The sequence below is a fragment of the Pseudanabaena sp. SR411 genome (assembly GCF_002251945.1).
In the GTDB taxonomy this organism is placed as follows: Bacteria; Cyanobacteriota; Cyanobacteriia; order Pseudanabaenales; family Pseudanabaenaceae; genus Pseudanabaena.
Genome location: NZ_NDHW01000037.1, coordinates 86273 through 106768, shown reverse-complemented (window position 1 = coordinate 106768; position 20496 = coordinate 86273). Strand labels below are relative to the sequence as shown.

The 20496-nt window shown below is 42.9% G+C and carries 19 protein-coding genes and 1 pseudogene; 12 read left to right on the top strand and 8 right to left on the bottom strand.

The window, feature by feature from the left end; translation table 11 throughout:
* Positions 1-17: 17 nt before the first annotated feature.
* On the bottom strand, positions 18-338 hold the full coding sequence (gene sugE, locus B9G53_RS02280) for a quaternary ammonium compound efflux SMR transporter SugE (RefSeq protein ID WP_094528697.1): 321 nt from the start codon (positions 336-338) through the stop codon (positions 18-20).
* Positions 339-614: 276 nt separating this feature from the next.
* Positions 615-2975: a cation-translocating P-type ATPase gene (locus B9G53_RS02275; RefSeq protein WP_254923514.1), complete on the bottom strand. Its 2361-nt coding sequence runs from the start codon at positions 2973-2975 to the stop codon at positions 615-617.
* 515 nt (positions 2976-3490) lie between these two features.
* Between B9G53_RS02275 and B9G53_RS02270 the strand changes: the two genes are divergently transcribed.
* From B9G53_RS02270 to B9G53_RS02245, 6 genes are all read left to right on the top strand, one after another.
* Positions 3491-4375, top strand: a complete 885-nt coding sequence (locus tag B9G53_RS02270; RefSeq protein ID WP_094528696.1) for an MBL fold metallo-hydrolase — start codon at positions 3491-3493, stop codon at positions 4373-4375.
* A gap of 177 nt (positions 4376-4552) precedes the next feature.
* Positions 4553-5038 carry a thiol-disulfide oxidoreductase DCC family protein gene (locus tag B9G53_RS02265; protein ID WP_094528695.1) on the top strand — a complete coding sequence of 162 codons (486 nt, stop codon included), beginning with the start codon at positions 4553-4555 and terminating at the stop codon, positions 5036-5038.
* Positions 5035-5508: a TspO/MBR family protein gene (locus B9G53_RS02260; protein WP_094528694.1), complete on the top strand. Its 474-nt coding sequence runs from the start codon at positions 5035-5037 to the stop codon at positions 5506-5508. The genes B9G53_RS02265 and B9G53_RS02260 overlap by 4 nt, the downstream gene beginning before the upstream one ends.
* 120 nt (positions 5509-5628) lie before the next feature.
* Positions 5629-6648, top strand: a complete 1020-nt coding sequence (egtD, locus tag B9G53_RS02255; protein WP_094528693.1) for an L-histidine N(alpha)-methyltransferase — start codon at positions 5629-5631, stop codon at positions 6646-6648.
* A 15-nt stretch (positions 6649-6663) separates the two neighbouring features.
* The gene (gene ovoA / locus B9G53_RS02250) at positions 6664-7989 is read left to right on the top strand and encodes a 5-histidylcysteine sulfoxide synthase (protein ID WP_094528692.1); all 1326 of its coding nucleotides are present in this window, start codon (positions 6664-6666) and stop codon (positions 7987-7989) included.
* Positions 7990-8066: 77 nt separating this feature from the next.
* Positions 8067-8561 carry a DUF427 domain-containing protein gene (locus B9G53_RS02245; RefSeq protein WP_094528691.1) on the top strand — a complete coding sequence of 165 codons (495 nt, stop codon included), beginning with the start codon at positions 8067-8069 and terminating at the stop codon, positions 8559-8561.
* Between the two features lie 265 nt (positions 8562-8826).
* Here the strand turns inward: B9G53_RS02245 and B9G53_RS02235 are convergent, their stop codons facing one another.
* On the bottom strand, positions 8827-9102 hold the full coding sequence (locus B9G53_RS02235; protein WP_094528689.1) for a hypothetical protein: 276 nt from the start codon (positions 9100-9102) through the stop codon (positions 8827-8829).
* A 207-nt stretch (positions 9103-9309) separates the two neighbouring features.
* Here B9G53_RS02235 and B9G53_RS02230 point away from each other — a divergent pair.
* Positions 9310-10034 (top strand): annotated as a pseudogene (locus B9G53_RS02230) (IS1 family transposase).
* Positions 10035-10069: 35 nt separating this feature from the next.
* Here the strand turns inward: B9G53_RS02230 and B9G53_RS02225 are convergent.
* The 3 genes from B9G53_RS02225 to B9G53_RS02215 all read right to left on the bottom strand — a co-directional run bounded on the left by B9G53_RS02225 (position 10070) and on the right by B9G53_RS02215 (position 14951).
* A complete protein-coding gene (locus B9G53_RS02225) occupies positions 10070-11800 on the bottom strand; it encodes an ABC transporter ATP-binding protein (RefSeq protein WP_094528688.1) in 1731 nt (576 codons plus the stop codon).
* A gap of 86 nt (positions 11801-11886) precedes the next feature.
* On the bottom strand, positions 11887-13527 hold the full coding sequence (locus tag B9G53_RS02220) for an acetolactate synthase large subunit (RefSeq protein ID WP_094528687.1): 1641 nt from the start codon (positions 13525-13527) through the stop codon (positions 11887-11889).
* Positions 13528-13586: 59 nt separating this feature from the next.
* Positions 13587-14951, bottom strand: a complete 1365-nt coding sequence (locus B9G53_RS02215) for an NAD-dependent succinate-semialdehyde dehydrogenase (protein ID WP_094528686.1) — start codon at positions 14949-14951, stop codon at positions 13587-13589.
* Here B9G53_RS02215 and B9G53_RS28320 point away from each other — a divergent pair.
* Positions 14950-15081: a hypothetical protein gene (locus tag B9G53_RS28320; RefSeq protein WP_254923513.1), complete on the top strand. Its 132-nt coding sequence runs from the start codon at positions 14950-14952 to the stop codon at positions 15079-15081. The genes B9G53_RS02215 and B9G53_RS28320 overlap by 2 nt on opposite strands.
* A gap of 112 nt (positions 15082-15193) precedes the next feature.
* Here B9G53_RS28320 and B9G53_RS02210 read toward each other — a convergent pair whose 3' ends face one another.
* Positions 15194-15772, bottom strand: coding sequence for a Uma2 family endonuclease (locus B9G53_RS02210; RefSeq protein ID WP_094528685.1), 579 nt, complete (start codon positions 15770-15772; stop codon positions 15194-15196).
* Between the two features lie 226 nt (positions 15773-15998).
* Between B9G53_RS02210 and B9G53_RS02205 the strand changes: the two genes are divergently transcribed.
* From B9G53_RS02205 to B9G53_RS02195, 3 genes are all read left to right on the top strand, one after another.
* Positions 15999-16475 carry a heavy metal-responsive transcriptional regulator gene (locus tag B9G53_RS02205; protein WP_094528684.1) on the top strand — a complete coding sequence of 159 codons (477 nt, stop codon included), beginning with the start codon at positions 15999-16001 and terminating at the stop codon, positions 16473-16475.
* 84 nt (positions 16476-16559) lie between these two features.
* A complete protein-coding gene (locus B9G53_RS02200; RefSeq protein ID WP_094528683.1) occupies positions 16560-17420 on the top strand; it encodes a fatty acid desaturase in 861 nt (286 codons plus the stop codon).
* A gap of 250 nt (positions 17421-17670) precedes the next feature.
* Entirely contained in the window at positions 17671-18363 is a 693-nt protein-coding gene (locus B9G53_RS02195; protein ID WP_094528682.1) for a hypothetical protein, read from the top strand.
* A 61-nt stretch (positions 18364-18424) separates the two neighbouring features.
* Here B9G53_RS02195 and B9G53_RS02190 read toward each other — a convergent pair whose 3' ends face one another.
* A complete protein-coding gene (locus B9G53_RS02190) occupies positions 18425-19222 on the bottom strand; it encodes a class I SAM-dependent methyltransferase (RefSeq protein ID WP_094528681.1) in 798 nt (265 codons plus the stop codon).
* Between the two features lie 296 nt (positions 19223-19518).
* Here B9G53_RS02190 and B9G53_RS02185 point away from each other — a divergent pair, with 296 nt between their 5' ends.
* Positions 19519-20388: an MBL fold metallo-hydrolase gene (locus tag B9G53_RS02185; RefSeq protein ID WP_094528680.1), complete on the top strand. Its 870-nt coding sequence runs from the start codon at positions 19519-19521 to the stop codon at positions 20386-20388.
* The last annotated feature ends 108 nt before the right edge of the window (positions 20389-20496 follow it).

Below are 20496 nucleotides of genomic sequence, written 5' to 3'. Positions count from 1 at the left end.
AAGCAGCGATCATCCTATCATTTTGACCCTGTAAATCGCAAACCGACAATACCCAGCACAATGAGACTGATGCAGATAAATCTTGATAAATCACGGGATTCACCAAGAAACATAGAACCAACGATCGCTGTTCCCACTACACCGATCCCTGTCCAAACTGCGTAGCCAGTGCCTACTGGTAGAGTTTTTAAGGCTTGTGCTAACAGGATAAAGCTAGCTGTGATCGTTGAAATGGTGAGGAGGGTAGGTAATGGTTTTGTAAAGCCTTCGGTGTATTTCAAGCTACTTGCCCAGACAACTTCCAATAGTCCTGCAATTATTAAATTAATCCAATCCACGGTGTATTCCTTAATTGATTTGTAAATAAAAAAACAAAAATTTGTATGGGTGTAGCATTTTCGCCAATATTTTTATACTCCCCACCACAATCTTGAGTCGCAAATACTCAACCCTCTTTGCTTTCAACGATAGATTGTCCCCACGTTGCGAGGTTAGGGCATAGCATTCCCAAATTAAAACAGTCTAAAAGAATGGATTCTTGCGGGAATGCTATGCCCCTACATTAGATCTTTTTGCAAAAAAAGTAGGTTGTACTTTGCTTTGCGCTGCACAACCTATTGTTTTCTGGCTCGCAATGACAGCGAACTCAAAACCACACTGACAGAACTAAATGCCATTGCTAAACCTGCGATCGTGGGATTGAGAGAAATACCAAAACTGGGATAAAGAATACCTGCGGCGACGGGAATCGCTAATGTGTTGTAAGCAAAAGCCCAAAATAGATTTTGGCGAATTTTGCTGAAGGTGGCGCGACTGAGTTGGATTGCGGGGACAACATCGCTGATGTCATGACGCATTAATACAATATCGGCGGTTTCCATGGCTACATCAGTTCCTGAACTGAGGGCAATGCCTATAGTGGCACTGGCTAAGGCTGGAGCATCATTAACCCCATCCCCAATCATCGCCACCCGCTGACCTTCGGCGATTAATTTCATCACCGTGGCAGCCTTGCCGTCGGGCTTGACTTCAGCGATCGCCCGTTCGGGGGGAATGCCTAATTGGTTGGCGATCGCCTTGGCAGTTTCTTGATGATCACCCGTGAGCATCCAAACCTGTAAACCCATCGCTTCGATTTGGCGCACAACTTCTGGGGCTTCAGGTTTAAGGCGATCGCGCATGGCGATGATCCCCACCAGTTGATAATCCACAGCTATAAAAATTGGAGTTTTGCCGAATTCTGCTAAATTCTGAGAACGCTCTAGCATCTCGTCAGAAATTTCCACTTGGCGATCGCGCAACCATGCACTATTACCCACCAGAATTTCTTCTCCTGTGGTCAATATTGCTTCAACACCACAGCCCGTCACAATTTGCGAAGATTGTGTTGGCAGTACCTCGATATTTAACTCTTGAGCCTTAGCGATCGTCGCTGCACCGAGAATATGATTTGCGCCAGTTTCGGCACTAGCAGCTAGTTGCAACAACCGTAAAGCGGAAGCTGGGACTTCGCGCTCTTCGACCATACTCTTAAAAGTAGTTTGCTCGATTAGTTTGCGCCCAAAAACGATTAAGTCATTGGTGATCACATCGGTGACTTCAGGCTTACCTGTGGTCAAAGTGCCTGTTTTATCAAAGATCACTGCCGACAATTGATCGATCTTTTCTAGACTTGCCCCACCTTTGATTAAGATGCCCTTTTCTGCACCGATCCCAGTACCGACCATGATTGCTGTTGGCGTTGCCAATCCTAGCGCACAGGGACAAGCCACTACTAAAACTGCGATCGCTAATTTCAAACTAAACACAATTTCGGCATGGAGCAATCCGTACCATGTCAAAAATGTCAAAGCGGCGATCGCCATCACTGAGTAAGCAAAATATCCTGCTACGCGATCGGCTAGATATTGAATCGGGGCTTTGCTTGCCTGCGCTGATTCTACGAGCGAGACAATCCGCGCCAAAGTCGTTTCCGAGCCAGTTTGCAAAACTTGGACTGTAATCGCGCCTGTCAAATTCAAGGTTCCCCCAGTGACTCGCGCTCCCAATTGCTTAGCAACAGGGCTTGATTCACCCGTGAGCATTGACTCATCAACGCTAGAACCACCACCAATAATTTCGCCATCAACGGGGATTTTTTCTCCAGCCCAAACCACGATGCGATCGCCTACTTGCAGATCTTCGACTGCCATTGGTACTTGCAGATCGCCATCAGTGCTATTGATTAATAATCTGGCGCTAGCAGGTTGCAACTCCATCAAAGCGCGAATTGCATTTGAGGCTTTGCCCTTAGCGCGTTCTAACAGAGCTTGTCCCAGAAGCACAAAACCCAAAAGCATTACAGGCTCTTCAAAAAAGCATTGCCAATTTAACTGCGGTACAAATAAGGCGATCGTGCTAGCTAAATATGCCGAAATTGTTCCTAAACCCACCAAGGAGTTCATATTGGGGGCGCGATACCACAGTGATTTCAAGCCATCCCACCAAATCGGACGACCGATCCAGCCTAAGGCTACGGTTGAGACTAGCCAATGGGCATACATATTGCCAATCAAGGGCAAATCAGCGACACCGATTAAACCCAAATGTCCGACGATCGCTAAAATCACCAACGAGGCAGGAATAACAATTTCTTTGGTCAGCCCGAACCCAGAACTTTGAGGGGAATTTTTAGATACAGCATTGCGAGAAGATTGGCGATCGCCTTTATTAATCAACTCCGCCGCAAAACCTGCTTTGGCGATCGCCTCAATCAATTGTGGTGCTAAATCCTGTGGCAAGCTTTCACCACCATAAACTACGGTTGCTTTCTCCGTTAGTAAATTCACACTTGCCGCCTTTACCCCGTCACAGGCTAGCAAACGCTTTTCAACTGTTGCCACACAACCCGCGCACTTCATGCCTGCGATCGCTAGGGTTAAGGAGCTAGACTGTAGGGCAGAAGATGCTGTTGCTATTGATTGAGTCAGTACCACAAACTTGTATCCAAAATTTATAAAAAATCTATAATTTGAAGAACTTACTTTTTACAGGTGTGACCTTGCCGCACGTGTAAAAAACATTTTTTGTAATTTGCTAGTTCCTCACGATGTCTGTCTGTCGCTAGCTAGTACTAAAAGCTGATAGCCACAAAGCAATACATAGGGTTAGCATATACCCAAATCTAATTTGATTGATTGGGTAATTATTCTGATACAGCGTTCTGATATTTTAATCGTTTCCTACCAATCTTGCTTATTCTATGGGACTGCTAAAATTAAAGGTGTCTAGATTTAAATTTTAGGTGAGTAGTACATAGCTGCTATTCATACTAGATAATAAATTGTAACAACTGAACAGTAATGCAGCTAAGAGTCGCAAGATTTGTAATGTCGTTTAGTATTCACGCTTAGTGTTGAGATTAACAATTTAAAAGTAGAAATTTACTAAAATTTTCTAGGTTTTCAGACTTGCCCCAATGGTTCAAAATTCTCTGACAATGAGTTAGCTAATGTCCATTTCTGACAGCGAGTTCTCTATTCATTTTTGGGGTGTGCGTGGCAGTATAGCTACCCCTGGTCCAACCACAGTACGCTATGGTGGCAATACGCCTTGTGTAGAAATGCGTTGCCAAGGTGAACGTATCATCTTTGATGGGGGAACGGGGATTAGGGTGTTAGGACAGCATCTGTTAAAGCAGATGCCGATCGAGGCGAGTATTTTCTTTACCCATAGCCATTGGGATCATGTTCAGGGGTTTCCTTTTTTTACACCTGCTTTTGTGAAAGGGAATCTATTTAAAATTTACGGGAAAATTGCCCCGACAGGGCAAACGATGCAGGAACGCTTAGAGGAGCAGATGCATCATCCTAATTTTCCTGTGCCATTAAGGGTGATGGCTTCATGTTTAGAGTTTTTTGATGTTGAAGTTCCGAGTGTGATCGAGATTGGGAATGGGGTCACTATTGAGACAGGGCTGCTGAATCATCCAGGGGAGGCGACAGGTTATCGAGTGAGTTGTGGCGATCGCGTGGCGGTTTATGCGACGGATACTGAACATTTTGGCGATCGCATTGATGAAAATCTGGTATATCTGGCGCGTGATGCTGATGTGTTGATTATGGATGCTACTTATTCTGATGAAGAATATTGGTCAAGCTCCAGTCCCAAAATCGGCTGGGGGCATTCGACATGGCAAGAGGCGATCAAAGTTGCTGAGGCTGCCAATGTGAAGACGCTCGTAATTTTCCATCATGATCCTTTGCATAGTGACGATCAGTTAGATGAGTTTGGTCGGCTAGCTCAAGAGAAGTTTGCGGGAGCGGTGATGGCTAGGGAAGGCATGTATATTTCTATTCCTGTTCGCACTGGTTCCAAGCCCCTAGTTAAAGTTTGATATAGGCTTCCATAAAACAAAGAATTATATTTTTGATGGCGCGGCGAAGCCGCGCCATTAATTTACTAATCTAAAGGAATAGATGCGACGCTTTGCGTCGTATCTATTCCTTTGTGCAAAGATAAATCCAAAGCGATCTCGATAAAATAGGGCTAGAAACTACATCAGCCGAACCAAATGCTATCTCCACAGGTAACAGACAAACTCGCCCCCCAAGCGTCCACATGGAAAATTAAGCTGCTATACGATGGCGCTTGTCCTCTCTGTGTGCGTGAAGTTAACTTTTTAAAAGGCAAAGATGGCGATCGCGGTTTGATTAAATTTGTGGATATCGCCGCCGATGACTACAATCCTGCTGACAATGCGGGGATTGATTTTGAGACTGCCATGGGACGGATTCATGCAGTGTTGCCTAATGGTGAGATCGTTCAAAATGTTGAAGTATTTCGCCAAACCTATGACATTCTAGGCATCGGTTGGATCTATGCAATTACCAAATTGCCATTAGTCGGGAGCTTAGCCGATGCACTTTATGGCGTTTGGGCAGACTATCGCCTTTTACTAACTGGTCGCGCCGATCTCCAAACTATCGTTGCTGAACGTCGGCAAAGATTGCAAGGTTGTACTGATGGCTGTGCGATCGCCGATCAGGAAACATCATGATTATTACTTGGCTAGCGATCGTGGTTATCTCCTTTGTTGGTGGATTTGCCCTCAACAAGCTTTATCCCGCTGACTACAAATGGTTTATGCGGTTGCGTCGTCCACGATGGCTCACCTTTGAAGGCGCAATTCCCTTTATTTGGATCGCGATTTTTATTTGTGGCATCACTTCCGCCGCCTTCCTCTGGGAAGCCCAACCTGCCACAGTTAACACATGGTTACTGATGGTTGGCTATGCGATCTTGGAAATTGCAATTTTAGCCTATACCCCAGTGATGACCCGATTTCGTAATGTCAGGTTAGGGGCACTCGTAGGAGCGATCGGTTTTATATTGGGGTTAGTTTTAACAACTCAAGTTTGGCAAATCTCCAGCTTGGCAGGATGGTTATTATTACCCTATTTGCTTTGGAGTCCCGTCGGCACATATGTAACATGGGTGATGGCAAGATTAAATCCACAGCAACCCTAAGAAGAGCAGCCTTTCAGGCTGCTCTTCTATAAATTAGGATTGTTATATAAAAAGGAGTTTCTAGCTTTCATCCAAAAAAATTAATCTATCGTATAAACATCAACAGACATAAATCCGAGCATGACAGTTAAGCATTTACAAATACTCCATCAACATAATTCATCGACTAATCAAATTTTTGAAAAAGATGGTCATGATGTTGTTCAAGGATTAACAAAAAAACCGAAGAGTTTGCCGCCCAAGTATTTTTATGACGATCACGGTTCAGAATTATTTGAGCAGATTTGTGATTTACCTGAATATTATCCCACCCGCACCGAAGCATGGATTCTCAATCAATACGCTGATGAAATTGCAGCAATTACAGGTTGCTGTGAATTGGTAGAACTAGGTAGCGGTAGCTCTGCAAAAACTCATTATTTATTAAATGCTTATCAAAAAGTTGCTAACTCCTTAACTAAAGTCATACCCGATGCTTTTAGCTATATTCCCATTGATGTGAGTGGTGGCATTCTCAAAACTACAGTCTTACATTTACAACAAAAATATTCCGATTTATCCATTGAAGGACTGATTGGCACATATGACGAAGCGTTATTTCACTTGGGCAAAAACCATTTGCGATCGCGGATGATTTTCTTTTTAGGTAGCTCGATCGGTAACTTCACAGAATCCGAATCCAATGATTTTTTAGGTAAGGTTTCCCATGCTTTGACTCAAGGAGATTATTTCTTATTAGGAATTGATTTGCAGAAACCGAAAGAAATCTTAGAAGCCGCTTATAACGATAGTCAAGAAGTAACGGCTGCCTTTAACTTGAATATGCTTGCCCATTTAAATTGGCGATTTCAAGGTGATTTTGATCTCGATTTATTTAAGCACCAAGCCATTTATAACGAGATCGATCATCAAATTGAAATGTATTTACATGCGCGATCGCCCCATCAAGCATCTCTCGAAATACTCGATCTCAAGGTTCAATTTGAAGCAGGTGAAAGCATTCTTACGGAGATCTCGCGTAAATTTGACTTAGAAAAAGTTCAAGCACAACTGCGATCGCAGGGTTTAGAAACCGTCAAAATCTGGACAGATCCCCAAAAATGGTTTGGCTTAGTTCTTTGTCAAGTTCCCCATAATTAATATTGCCTTAATTCTATGCAACCACCAAATCTCCACCGTTGCGATCGCCCAGAAATTCTTGCCTATTTTCAAAGAGCTTGGCAAATTGAAGATAGCTTAATGAAAAGTTTGGTTAATCCAGAAACTTTTTATACAAATCCAGATCCCTTACGCAATTTATTGATTTTCTATTTAGGGCATTCGGCAGCCTTTTATATTAATAAATTAGTCAAAGTTGGCTTATTAGATCAACGCCTAAATCCTGATTTTGAAAGGCTTTTTGAACTTGGAGTTGATCCAGAGAAACCCGAAGAAATAGCTAATATTTTTGATAATCTTCGCCAAGCAGAAGTTACAGATGTTTGGCAATATCGCGACCAAGTTTATAACGCAATTTCTGAGCTAATTAATAACTTAACAAATATTACCCTGCCGATTAATTCAGAGCATCCACTTTGGGCGTTGATGATGGCGATCGAGCATCAATACATTCATATCGAAACCTCTTCGATGTTAATTCGCCAGTTGCCTGTTGATCAACTGCAACGTCCCGAAAGTTGGCAATATGCTCCCGCCAATGGCTATACCACGGCAAATGAAATGATTGAAGTCACGGGTGGTACAGTGCGACTAGGCAAACCTCAAGATTCAAATATCTATGGTTGGGATATTGAATATGGCGATCGCACAGTGAATGTGGCGACTTTTCAGGCAAGTAAATATCTAATTACTAATGCTGAATTTCTCGATTTTGTCAAAGATGGCGGCTACGACAATCAAGCCTATTGGCATGAGCAATCATGGGCTTGGAAAGTTGAGAATCAGATTAAGCATCCTAAATTCTGGATTCCTGATGCTAACAGCTATAAATATCGTGCCATGTTTGATGAAATTGCGATGCCCTTTGATTTTCCTGTGGAGGTCAATCATTATGAAGCGAACGCCTATTGTCGCTGGAAAGGAAATCATACACGCCTGATGAGCGAAGCTGAATGGTATCTGGCAACCTATGGTTCTTCTGAACTTGCTCAAACAGCAGATAGCCAAGCTGAAAATTACAATCTCAATTTAAAATTTGCTTCTCCAAATCCCGTTGGTTATCTTCCTCAAGCCAAAAGTGATGTCGGACTATACGACTTGCGCGGTAATGTGTGGGAATGGCTCAGCGATCATTTAACGCCACTAACAGGATATAAGCCGCATTATCTCTATGAGAATTATTCTGCGCCATATTTTGATACGAAGCACAATATGATGGCAGGCGGCTCATGGATTACCAGTGGAACTGAAGCGGAGAGGTACTACCGCAACTGGTTCCGTCCCAACTTCTATCAACACGCAGGTTTCAGAGTAGCCATATAAAATCTGACACGCAAAGCGTTTCAGATTTTATATGGCTTATTTGTTTTTAATGAGAGCGCAAAGCGCTGGAGAAAATAATGCATCCACAAAGAATTGAACCACAAGCAGGTCAAGAATCCGTATGGGACTATCCTCGTCCCGCAATTCTAGAAGATATGACGAAACATATTCGCGTTATCTGTAATGGCATCGTTCTTGCCGAAACCCAACGCGCTAAGCGAGTTTTAGAAACCAGTCATCCGCCTTGTTATTACATTCCCATTGAAGATATTAAAATGGAGTATCTGATCGAGACTTCGCGGCGGACAAGGTGTGAATGGAAGGGAATCAGTCAATATTATGATATTGCGATCGCTGATAAATATATCCAAAATGCGGCATGGCGATATTCTATCCCCACTCCTAATTTCGTGGATATTCAAGATTCAATAAGTTTCTACGGCAGCCTTATGGATGCTTGCTATGTGAATGACGAGTTAATCACGCCGCAAGCGGGTGACTTTTACGGTGGCTGGATTACTTCTGATATTGTGGGGCCATTTAAAGGCGAGGTAGGTACTTGGGGCTGGTAGCTTTTCCTCAATACAGTATGCAAAAATTTGCTTAGATTGATGATTTGAACATTGAGGAGGCTACTGAGAGATGGTATGAACCTCGACCAAGGTACTCTAACTGAAAATCTATGACTTGTCGCTGCTCATCGGCAAAATACTTTAATTTACGATCAATAAAGTCTTCAATCAAAGCTCTACTAGTCGCAAGATCCTCTTTATCTATATTCTTCTTAGCTTTTTTAAGCATTGAGGCAAATATTTGGTCTAACTCAGATTCCCTTTTTTATTTTGGCATAAGCGCTAAATCCCAAGCTGTCACTGCGGTCTCTAACAGGCGCTGAAGCTCTTTTTTGTTCTGGGAAATATCAGCATAGGGTCTAATGAAGTCTTTCAAAACCTCAGACATCTTGGCAATTCCTTCCATGTTTCTCACCATCTGTACATCCTCGCCAAAATCCTGTTTAACAGTTTTTTGCAATTTCTCGAATGACTTATTGCTGGCTTTCTCCCATTTTTGCTGGCGGACAAGTTCACTAAATTCTCTAGATTTTTTAGCCATAGCTGGTTGTTTCTCCCATTAATTTCTCGATTTTATCTTGATTTTGAATGCAATCGCGATCGCTAATAATAATTTTAAACCTGTGGCATTGTAAGTAATAAATTTGCTATGGGAAGCGATCGCACTAACGAAGTAAAGCTATAAATCTAGCTTGCTCAAATTAGCTTTCAAGAGATGTGATGAATTTAGGTAGTCCTAAATTAGCCCATGACAGAGCCCAGACCAAACTGCCTATCGTGCCATTGCGAGTCAGTGGTAAAAAATGGTAAAACCCGTCACGGCAAACAAAATTACAAGTGTCGAGACTGTGGTCGTCAATTTGTTGAAAATCCTCAATATCAAAGAGTGTTAGAACCTATTCAACCCATGCAATCTCTGCTGGAGCGACTGCTATTGGAAAAAATCCCGTTAGGAGGGATTGCAAGAGTGCTGAAAGTGTCAGAACGTTGGTTACAGAGATACGTCCTAAACGTCGTCTGACTATACAGATGGACGAATTATGGTCATTTTTCGGTAACACCGACAATCAACTGTGGGTATGGTTAGGTCTTGATGTTGAGACGCGTGAAATTGTTGGTTGTTATATTGGCGATCACTCTGGTGCATCAGCTTAAAAGTTATGGGATTCTCTACCTCCAGTCTATCGTCAGTGTGCTGTCTGTTACACCGACTTCTGGTCAGCTTATCCGAATGTTCTTCCCCGTAAGGGTCATTGGGTTGTGGGTAAAGAAACGGGTAAAACTAGCTATATTGAAAGGTTTAATTGCACCCTCAGGCAACGAGTATCGCGTCTGGTTAGGAAAGCTCTAGCTTTTTCTAAAAAGTTAGAAAATCATATTGGTGCTATTTGGAATTTTATCCATCACTACAATGATTCTCTTCCTCTATGTTCATCCTTTCCTTTTTTGGACTACCAGAGATTCTATAGTTAAAAGTGTCATAGGGAAAGGGATAGCTGCTATTTATCTTAGCCTACAATGCTTTGTATTTGAATGAAACAATTAGCAAATTCTGTGGGCGTAATTAGAGGATAGTCGCGATCGCACAACATACTTAGCTTTTGTGATAACACCACTGATTGTGGCGGCGTGAGATAGGTGGACTCTAGCAAATCAGTTTGATGATAGGCTTGGCGCAACGGCGCATCTAGCAAGATCGTTCCTTTGCCCATCACGATCGCGCGATCGGCATAGTCAGGCATTAGATATAAATGGTGGGTAATTACAATTACAGTTTTCCCCATTTGATGCAGTTGCTGACTGACTTCTAAAATCGAAGAAGCACCCTGATAGTCTTGTCCTGTCGTCGGTTCATCAAAAATAATGATCTCAGGATTCATTGCCAATAGAGCCGCAATCACAATGCGTCCACGTTCTCCCTTGGGTAAAGATAAGGGATGGGCATGACGTTGTTCCCATAATTGCATAGCTTTAAGACTACGTTCGGTTTCTTTCTTTACTACATCGGGAGCGTAACCAAGAAATGGCAAAGCAAAAGAGACTTCTTTCTCAACGGAAGTATTAAAAATTTGATTGTCGGGATTTTGGGCAAGGTAACCGATGGATTGAGCAAGGTCGCTGACGGATAGCTCTTTAGTATTACGATCGCCTACTAATACTTTGCCTGATGTCGGTTTTAGTAAGTTGAGAAAATGCTTAACTAGGGTACTTTTGCCAGCGCCATTCTGTCCCACGATGAGTACATATTCACCTGCATGGATGTCTAGTGAGATATTTTTGAGAGCTTCCGTACCATCGTCATAGGTATGTTGGAGGTTTTGGACTGAGAGAACAGGTGGTCTGCTACTGCGAGTCGGAGTTGTAAATAGGGGCGGATCATTAGGCGGAATTTGAGATCGCAGTGCATTTAAAGCGACTATTCCCGATTCCAAAGTAACGGGAATCTGCGGAATATTAATTCCCTTGTGCTGAACTTGGCTAAAAGCTTGAGCAACTTCAGGAGGACGGAGTTTATTTTGTTCCAGTAAATCAATCTTTGCATAGATTTCTTCGGGAGTACCGACGGCTAGTAATTGCCCGTCTGAGAGTAAGGCAATGCGATCGCAAAATTCTGCCATTTCTTCCGCAGCATGGGAGATCATCACGATCGCCACGCCGAGTTCTTCTTTTAATTCCCTAACTGTAGCAAAGACTTCTTGGGAACCTATGGGATCGAGTTGCGAAGTGGGTTCATCAAGAATTAGTAAATCAGGTTGTAATGCTAGTGCGGCGGCAATGGCTAAACGTTGTTTTTGACCACCCGAAAGCTCTTGCGGATTCTTCTTCTCAAATCCTTCTAGACGGACTGATTTTAAAACTATGGGAATCCGTCGCAGGATTTCTTCACGAGGGACACAGAGATTTTCGAGGGCAAAGGCGATTTCGTTTTCGACGGATGTAGCGGTAATCTGGATTTCAGGATCTTCAAAAACTATGCCTACATGACGCGCTAGCTCACTGACAGGATGTTCAAGGCTGTCTAATCCTGCGATCGCAATTTTGCCAAAAAAACGTCCACCGTAAAACTGGGGAACGATGCCAGTGAGTGCAAGACATAGAGTGGTTTTTCCTGCTCCCGTCGCCCCAATAATGCCTAAAAATTCTCCTTTGTTAATGGTTAACGAGATATCTTTTAAGACTGTCTCCTTGGAGTTGGGATAGATATAGGAAACTTTGTCTAAGACGGCGATCGCTTGCATAATTTCGAGGTTTGGGCAATTTGATAAGTAACTGATTTTTGATGGTGTAGCAAAGCCGTGCCATCAAAAATCTTACGGAGAAGTCCTTACATTGGACAAGATAACTCACCAACTTTGCGAGAAAAAAGCATGTTTTCACGGTAATCAACGGGACAATCGATGACAGCAGGTACATTTTGGGCAAGAGCTTCCTTAAGTGTTGGTATTAAATCCACCGCCGAAGTCACACGATATCCCTTCAGTCCCATACTTTCCGCTAGTTTCACAAAATCAGGATTACCAAATTTGATGAAGGCTGATCGACCATAATGGATTTGTTGCTTCCATTCGATCAGTCCATAGCCACCATCATTAAAAATAATCGTCACAAAGGGCGTACCGATGCGAGTTGCGGTTTCTAATTCTTGCATATTCATCATAAAGCCACCGTCACCTGTTACGGCCACAATCTTGCGATCAGGATTGACCAGTTTTGCCGCGATCGCTCCCGGAATCGCAATCCCCATCGCCGCAAAACCATTGGAAATAATACAAGTATTAGGGCGATCGCAATGGTAATGCCTTGCCATCCACATTTTATGCGCTCCCACATCGGAAATAACGATATCCTCAGCAGCCATGACTTGACGCAGATCATAGATGATCTTTTGCGGCTTAATCGGAAACCCGTCATCATGGGCATACTGCTCATAGGTCGCCAAAATTTGTGGACGTAAGGCGATCGCGTGAGGATCAGTCATTCCCGTGCGATCGCAACGATGCATAATCTCCATTAATGAATCAGAAATATCACCTACAATTTCCACCTGTGGCATATAGCTGCTATCAACTTCTGCCGTTAACTCCGCAATGTGAATAATCGGAATAGTCCCTTTAGGATTCCATTTCTTGGGTGAATATTCGATTAAGTCATAGCCAACTGCAATCACTAAATCCGTTTCATCAAAAGCGCAATTAATTACATCCCTTTGCTGTAAACCGATTGACCAAAGTGCCAGAGGATGGCGGTAGGGAATGACACCCTTACCCATAAAGGTATTTGCCACAGGAATATTTAAGCGGGTCGCAAAATCGATGAAAGCTTGACTAGCTTGGGAACGAATTGCACCATTGCCTACCAAAATCAAAGGATTTTTTGCCTGAGCAATCAGCAATGCTGCCTCCGAGAGACTGCGATAGGATGCATACATCGAATTGTGATCGCCTTTAATCAATAATGGTTGCCCTGTGACTTCCATATCAGCAATATTCTCTGGCAAGTCAATATGCACTGCCCCCGGCTTCTCAGATTTAGCCAGTTTAAAGGCTTTCCGCACAATTTCAGGGGTAATACTAGGACGCACGATTTGGGCATTCCACTTGGTTACAGGCTCGAACATCGCAACTAGATCGAGGTATTGATGAGAATTGGTATGCATCCGATCGGTTCCCACTTGCCCCGTAATCGCAATTAAGGGCGCACAGTCTAAGTTGGCATCAGCAACCCCCGTCATCAAATTTGTAGCTCCTGGCCCTAGCGTCGACAAACATACTCCTGGTTTGCCTGTAAGTCTGCCATAGACATCTGCCATAAAAGCGGCTCCCTGCTCATGGCGAGTGGTAATAAATTTAATTGATGAATTCTCAAGGGCATTGAGAACCGCCATATTCTCTTCCCCCGGAAGACCGAAAATATACTCTACTCCCTCATTCTCTAAGCATTTGACTAATAATTCTGCGGTTTTCATAGCTTTCTCACAAATTTAAGTTTGGATTCGCACATTTCGCGTGCGAATCCAAATAGGGTTTATTTAATCCAAATAGTTTTGATATTCACAAATTCGCGAATACCTTCGACACCTAACTCACGACCAAATCCCGATCGCTTGATTCCCCCAAAAGGAATACGCGGATCGGATTTGACCATCCCATTTACAAAGACTGCACCCGCCTCGATTTGTTCGATCGCCAACTCTATTTCTTGTTGATCGTTACTCCAAAAGCTTGCCCCCAATCCAAAATTAGTGCTATTAGCAAGGGCGATCGCCTCAGTGAAATTCTTCACCCGAAACACCGAAGCAACGGGGCCAAAAAATTCTTCTTGATAGGGTGGCGCACCCAAGGGAATATCCGCCAAAATTGTCGGCGCGTAGAAATTACCTTTCTCTTTCACGCGATAACCCCCAACTAAGACCTTTGCGCCTAGATCCACACTGGCTTTCACCTGCAAATCTAGCTCTTTTAAAATTTGTGGTGTCGCAAGGGGCCCAACATCGGTTTCAGGTTGCATCGGATCGCCTACTTTCAAAGCTTTGAATTTCTCGACAAATTTAGCAATAAACTGATCAGCGATCGCCTCTTCGATAATAAATCGCTTTGCCGCAATACAGGTTTGCCCATTATTCATCACTCGCGCTATCACTGCGGTATTCACGGCTAATTCCAAATCCGCACTTTTAAGCACAATAAATGGATCACTGCCCCCAAGTTCCAAAACTACTTTTTTGAGATGATGCCCTGCGATCGCGGCGAGGCTTTGTCCCGCAGGTTCGCTTCCTGTCAATGTCGCCGCCTTTACCCTCGCATCAGCAACTAGTCCCGCTACGCGATCCGCCCCAATTAACAGGGATTGAAATGCACCTTCAGGTATACCTGAGGCATGGAAGACTTCCGCGATCGCTAAAGCACATTGCGGCACATTAGAAGCATGTTTGAGCAGTCCTACATTTCCCGCCATCAAAGCAGGGACAGCAAAGCGAAACACCTGCCAAAAAGGAAAGTTCCAAGGCATGACTGCGAGGATAATTCCTAAGGGTTGATAACGAATGAGCGTGCGGCTAGCATCGGTTTGGGCAGGAGTATCCGCTAAAAATTGGGGCGCATGTTCGGCATAAAACCGACAGAGATTGGCACATTTCTCGACTTCGGCGATCGCACTTTTGAGTGTTTTCCCCATCTCAAGGGTCATGATGATCCCGAATTCGGTTTTCTTGGCTTCTAGAATGTCGGCGGCTTGGTGTATCCATTGGGCGCGATCGCGAAAACTTGTATGTCTGTAGGTGGCAAAGGTGCGATCGGCGAGTGCTAGCTTATGTTCGAGTTGCTCATCTGTCAAAGGCTCAAAGGTCTTTAACAATTCTCCCGTTACAGGATTTATTGATGCGATCGCCATGATCTTTTCTCCATTCCTGAGCAGCTACATCAAGCTCAAACTCGCCATTGGTAAGCTTGAACTCGCTATATCTGTATGTATTAAGATCTTAAGCCTTGCGATCGCTAAATATACCGATAATTCAACTTAATTTACGATGTATCACGATTGAAGTTCATCAAGATGGCAAGATTTAAGAGGTAAGGATAGGCGGCGCTTTGTCCTTACCTCCAGAGCAATACCAAATCTTTAGATATAGAAATTTAGAAAACTTCATCAACAGAGATCGCTACCCCTAAACTTTCAATCAGAATTACTTCACCTTTGCTATAAATCTTGATCTGTTCATAACTATTCTGATTGGGGGATTTATAAACTTCAAATACCTGCTCTTCGATATTGGCAATCCATACTTCAGGAATTCCTGCTTTGGCATAGAGTGGAATCTTAATATCGCGATCGTATTTCAAGGTGGAATCGGAAACTTCGATTAACAAGAAAACATCATCAGGCGTAGGGATACTTTCGGTATAGCAATCATCGCGTAAATGTAAGATCGCTAAATCTGGTTGTGGTTCTGTCTTGTCATTTAACCTAATTGAGTTTTGAATCGAAATTATTGATTGATCAGAGATACGTGGTGACAGAACTCGGCTTAGTCGGTTAATCGTACCAGCATGTTTTGCTCCAATCGGTGACATCTCAATAATTTCTCCTTCAATTAACTCTGTGCGTTGCTCTATTCCTAAGATGCCAACTTCTGCCATTTTGTAATACTGCTCAACAGTGAGACGATACTTAGCTGGTGTAGGTATTGCGGCAAGTTTCGTTGTTACAACCATAACGTCCTCTCAATTTCTTCTTCTAGGATACCAATAAGCAAAATTTGGGATAGCGATCGCTAGGTTAAAACAAAAAATTGCAAGATTGCGTCCCTTAGGAACGCAATCTTGCAATAAATCATGAAAAATATCTTTACAATAAAGAAGCTTACCTGAAATCCTTGACCTTATACCATAGTATAAGGTCTACACTTGTAACCGTTGGATGTAAAAAGCAAAGATGTCAATGCTGCAAGTTGGTGAAGTCTCTCGCAAATTGGGTTTAAATCCTCAGACGCTTTATTTCTATGAGCGAATTGGCTTAATTCCCTCTCCTCTTAGAACTGAGGCAGGATATCGCTTGTTTAGTCAAGAGGATGTAGATCGCTTAGCTTTTATCACCCAGACTAAGGCGATGGGTTTGAGTCTAGATGACATCAGAGAGATTTTGGCAGCCAAAGACGGAAAGTTCCCAGCTTGTCAGGCTGTACATGATTCTCTTCTTAAAAAAGCCAGAATGATTGAAGAGACAATCCAACAACTGCAAATACTACATGACGAACTTTTGCCACTGATTGATCACTGTAGACAACATATCGAATGCCAAGATTGTCCGAATTCACAGGAATCTTGTGCTGATACAGATGATCCGCGTCATGGGTTCCACCAATCTTGTAGCGCTTGGCAAGGACGTACTGAAATGTCTTCAGAAATCAAGCAATAAATAATCTCCCTTATCTCCATAGTGGTTTTGATTTTCAAGTAGGCAAAATCAAAAGTCCTGTATCAAAAATATTAGTTGTAAATCATGACCAGACTATTCTCAGATATTCTCTATCCATCTAGTGACAATAACTCTAAACCTCTAAAATTAAGTTGGCCAGCAATCATATTCTTTGCGGTTTTCCACTCTTTGGCTCTATTAGCTCCTTGGTTCTTCTCATGGTCAGCTTTAGGTGTGACTCTGATATTGCATTGGTTTTTAGGAAGTATTGGTATTTGTTTGGGATACCATCGGTTGCTGAGTCATCGCAGCTTTCAAGTCCCTAAATGGCTCGAGTATGCGATCGCCCTAGTCGGAGCCGCCGCAGTTCAAGGAGGTCCAATCTTTTGGGTAGCAGGGCATCGCTTACACCACGCGCATACTGAAGATGTAGAGAAAGATCCTTACTCGGCTCGTAAAGGATTTTGGTGGAGTCATATGTTGTGGCTGTTCTACCCTAAAGAAGAATTCTTCAATCCAACTTTGTACCGCAAATATGCGCCTGAAATGGCTCGCGATCCTTTCTATCTATGGCTAGATAAGTACTATCTGCTATTACAAATTCCTTTAGGAGTTGCGTTATATCTCCTCGGTGGTTGGTCTTATATCATTTGGGGCATGTGTGTACGCTCAGTTTTACTATGGCATAGTACTTGGTTTATCAACTCGGTTACGCATATGTGGGGATATCGCACGTTTGAGACTAATGATAATTCACGGAATCTGTGGTGGGCGGCGATCGTTACCTATGGCGAAGGCTGGCACAATAACCATCATGCTTATCCTCATGTCGCCAAAGCAGGTTGGCGTTGGTGGGAAGTTGATGTCACTTGGTGGGCTATTCAATTGCTAAGAAGTTTAGGGTTAGCCACAAAGGTAATTATGCCTCCTGCACTTAAAAATTAAAATAAAAACTAAAAAAGGTGAGATGCTTTGGATCTCACCTTTTTTTATAGGAATATACCAAAACAGAAAATGGCGTAGCCATTTTCTGTTTTGGTATATTATCTTGCTAATAGGAGCATTTTTGAGAGATTTTATGCTTAAGCTGGCGATCGCTTATTTAAGAGTATTTTTAAGAGCCTCACTAATTTTTTGCCTACTGTGCTGTCCCATTCTTTTAACCTTTGACAGTCCAGTTCAAGCTGGTAAATTCATGGCTTCTCTAGTCTTTGATACTGCGAATGACCCAGTTGAGGTTGCAGCTATCTACGAAACTTCCTATTCAACCCAGAAGGCTCTTGTGAAGTCCTTGAAAATCAGTAATAAGCTTATGAAAAAAGCTACGGGGTTTAAAGGATTTTCTCTGCTCCAAAGTCAAGATGGTAAACAAATAATTGCGCTCTCTCAATGGCAAGATCTACCTAGCTATCAGGCTTATGTCCCACCTTTAGCCGCTGACTTTAGTAAGTCCAAAAGTGCAGAGGGCTTAACTGCACCACCTGCACCTATCCAAACCCTCATATTTGAAGTTGTAAATGCTCAGTCTGCGATCGCAGGGGCGACTCCAGCGCTTCGTGGTAAAGAAGCCGTTGTCCGACTGACTCAATTAGCTCCAAGAAGTCCTGAAATGCGATCGCAGGTTCTGACTAGCATGGAAGAGATGGTTCCCTCTATTCTGGAAAATCAGCCGATCCCGCAGTCAGTGATCTTGTTGAAGAGTTTGGATAGTGATGATTTGGTACTGATGACGAATTGGAATTGTAGCGCCATGTTTGAGGATGTCGGCAAACCTGAAGCGATCGCCCTAAGCAGTGATTTCACGGAACTAGTAGATAATAAACAGAACATTTACAACGTTACAACCATTATTCCTGCTGAAGTAAAAAAGGCTAAAGAAAGCAAATAAAACTAGTAGGTTTCCAATGAGCTTCGTGGGCAGGACTCATTGAAAAAGCCTAATTTAAGCTTCATTTAATCTTACAAAGATAATAAAGCCACATATCAATATTGTCGTTTAACTCTTGTGGCGTTGCGAGTTCTAAACCACTTTTCCAAGAATACATTGTGACATTGCCAAAATCTGCTTTTAATTGATTGAGTTGCTCCTGTGGTCTAATGTAATACTGCTTTAAACGGAAGTTATGCGGTTCATCTTGAATAATTTCATAGTTAGAAGATTTGATCTGTTGCGGGGAAATGGAACGATTAAAGAAGCGTAGAATCCCCCACATGACCAAGTTAACATAGGTAGTTAGAGGATTTAAGCTGATCTGTTTTCGCCAGTTAAATTCTCGTTCTAGCCCTTGTAAACTATGACTGGAGAAAAAGAAGTAGCCTCCCGACTTTCCAATTCGACTGACCTCTTGAAATACCTGCAATCGATCCAGATGGGAAAGAGAATCAAGCCCATTAAAGCTAAATAAAATAAAGTCGAAAGAGTTATCTGCAAACTGACTCATGTCTCTAGCATTGCCCACTGCAAAAACTCTTGACTGAGAAGATGATGCAGAAAACGGTGGGAAGCGTTTTTGGCAAGCTGTAATCATCTCTTTAGCATAATCAATTCCCACATATTCCTGAACAACTCCAGAGAAATGTTGGGTAGTGCGTCCTCCCCCCACACCAATATCTAGCATTTTCATACTTGCCCATTCATCGCGTAGGAGATCGAGAATGGTTTGTTCAGCAGGTTGTAGTTGGCATAACTGGCTATAGTGTTGAACAATCTCACGAGCTGTATAAACTTGATGATTATGCTCAAACATGAAGCACTATGTTTGAAGGAGAATTGTGGAAAGTTACTTGCATTTAAAAAACAAAATAGTCAGGCTCATCAACATACCATTTTGAGGGCAACAACTGTCGATGCGATCGGTGATAATTAGTCTAAGCAAAACCATTGGAGAAATAACAATCAAAAGATAACAGTATTAGAATGGGTGGAAGGCTTTTATGAAGAGAGAGTTTATGAAGGTGAGCAAGCGATCGCTTCGCCGATATTTCCCGAAGTCCAGTTAACAGCAGCGCAAGTTTTGCAAAAATATTAGGAGAATGGAATGTGATGGCAAAAATTGAACGGCGACTCCCTCATAATGTGAGTGGTGATTTTTATGTTGATAGCTCCTGTATTGATTGTGATACCTGTCGATGGATGGCTCCAGAAATATTTCATCAAGTCGCTGAGCAGTCTGCTGTTTATCATCAACCCACTAATGCCAGCGAACGTCTCAAAGCTTTACAAGCCGTTCTATCCTGTCCTACTGCTTCCATTGCTACGGTCGAGAAGCCAACTGACATTCAGATGGCGCAGCAAAGTTTCCCAATTCTCATTGACCAAAATGTTTTCCATTGTGGTTATCATGCGGAGTCTTCCTATGGTGCGGCTAGTTATTTGATCCAGCATCCTGAAGGTAATATTTTAGTTGATTCGCCACGTTTTGTGGCTCCACTAGTAAAACAGATAGAAGCGATGGGAGGGATTCGTTATTTGTATCTGACCCATCGTGATGATGTTGCCGATCATCAGAAGTTCCATGACCATTTTGGTTGCGATCGCATTCTGCATCAAGATGATATTACGACAAGTACTCGCAGTGTTGAGATGCAAATAACGGGAACAGAGCCGATCGCGATCGCTGATGATTTGCTAATCATTCCTGTGGCTGGACATACTAAGGGACATACGGTTTTGCTATATGGGCAGAAGTTTCTGTTTTCGGGTGATCATTTAGCTTGGTCTGAGCGACTCCAGCGTTTAATTGCGTTTCGGAATGCTTGCTGGTATTCATGGGATGAATTAGGGCGATCGATGGAAAGGTTGGCAACCTATCAGTTTGAGTGGGTTTTGCCTGGGCATGGTCGCCGCTATCACAGCGATCGCAAGACAATGGCGAAAGCAATGCAGGAATGTCTAGCTTCGTTTCGTGATTAATGCGAATTGTGTTGTGCGATCGGGCTAGAAGTTTTTTGGCTGCTCTGTCGTGTTAACATGCTTTTTTCTTGATAACTCACCTATATGGGATGTGACCCAAGAAAATTC

What these genes read in the sequence shown, in the direction of transcription:
- B9G53_RS02195 (WP_094528682.1), top strand. Translation starts at nt 17,671, where the DNA reads ATGGCTTCTCTAGTCTTTGATACTGCGAATGACCCAGTTGAGGTTGCA.
- B9G53_RS02225 (WP_094528688.1), bottom strand. Translation starts at nt 11,800, where the DNA reads ATGCAAGCGATCGCCGTCTTAGACAAAGTTTCCTATATCTATCCCAAC.
- B9G53_RS02210 (WP_094528685.1), bottom strand. Translation starts at nt 15,772, where the DNA reads ATGGTTGTAACAACGAAACTTGCCGCAATACCTACACCAGCTAAGTAT.
- B9G53_RS02190 (WP_094528681.1), bottom strand. Translation starts at nt 19,222, where the DNA reads ATGTTTGAGCATAATCATCAAGTTTATACAGCTCGTGAGATTGTTCAA.
- B9G53_RS28320 (WP_254923513.1), top strand. Translation starts at nt 14,950, where the DNA reads ATGATCTTTTCTCCATTCCTGAGCAGCTACATCAAGCTCAAACTCGCC.
- B9G53_RS02215 (WP_094528686.1), bottom strand. Translation starts at nt 14,951, where the DNA reads ATGGCGATCGCATCAATAAATCCTGTAACGGGAGAATTGTTAAAGACC.
- B9G53_RS02245 (WP_094528691.1), top strand. Translation starts at nt 8,067, where the DNA reads ATGCATCCACAAAGAATTGAACCACAAGCAGGTCAAGAATCCGTATGG.
- B9G53_RS02270 (WP_094528696.1), top strand. Translation starts at nt 3,491, where the DNA reads ATGTCCATTTCTGACAGCGAGTTCTCTATTCATTTTTGGGGTGTGCGT.
- B9G53_RS02265 (WP_094528695.1), top strand. Translation starts at nt 4,553, where the DNA reads ATGCTATCTCCACAGGTAACAGACAAACTCGCCCCCCAAGCGTCCACA.
- ovoA (WP_094528692.1), top strand. Translation starts at nt 6,664, where the DNA reads ATGCAACCACCAAATCTCCACCGTTGCGATCGCCCAGAAATTCTTGCC.
- B9G53_RS02205 (WP_094528684.1), top strand. Translation starts at nt 15,999, where the DNA reads ATGCTGCAAGTTGGTGAAGTCTCTCGCAAATTGGGTTTAAATCCTCAG.
- B9G53_RS02200 (WP_094528683.1), top strand. Translation starts at nt 16,560, where the DNA reads ATGACCAGACTATTCTCAGATATTCTCTATCCATCTAGTGACAATAAC.
- B9G53_RS02235 (WP_094528689.1), bottom strand. Translation starts at nt 9,102, where the DNA reads ATGGCTAAAAAATCTAGAGAATTTAGTGAACTTGTCCGCCAGCAAAAA.
- B9G53_RS02260 (WP_094528694.1), top strand. Translation starts at nt 5,035, where the DNA reads ATGATTATTACTTGGCTAGCGATCGTGGTTATCTCCTTTGTTGGTGGA.
- B9G53_RS02220 (WP_094528687.1), bottom strand. Translation starts at nt 13,527, where the DNA reads ATGAAAACCGCAGAATTATTAGTCAAATGCTTAGAGAATGAGGGAGTA.
- egtD (WP_094528693.1), top strand. Translation starts at nt 5,629, where the DNA reads ATGACAGTTAAGCATTTACAAATACTCCATCAACATAATTCATCGACT.
- B9G53_RS02185 (WP_094528680.1), top strand. Translation starts at nt 19,519, where the DNA reads ATGGCAAAAATTGAACGGCGACTCCCTCATAATGTGAGTGGTGATTTT.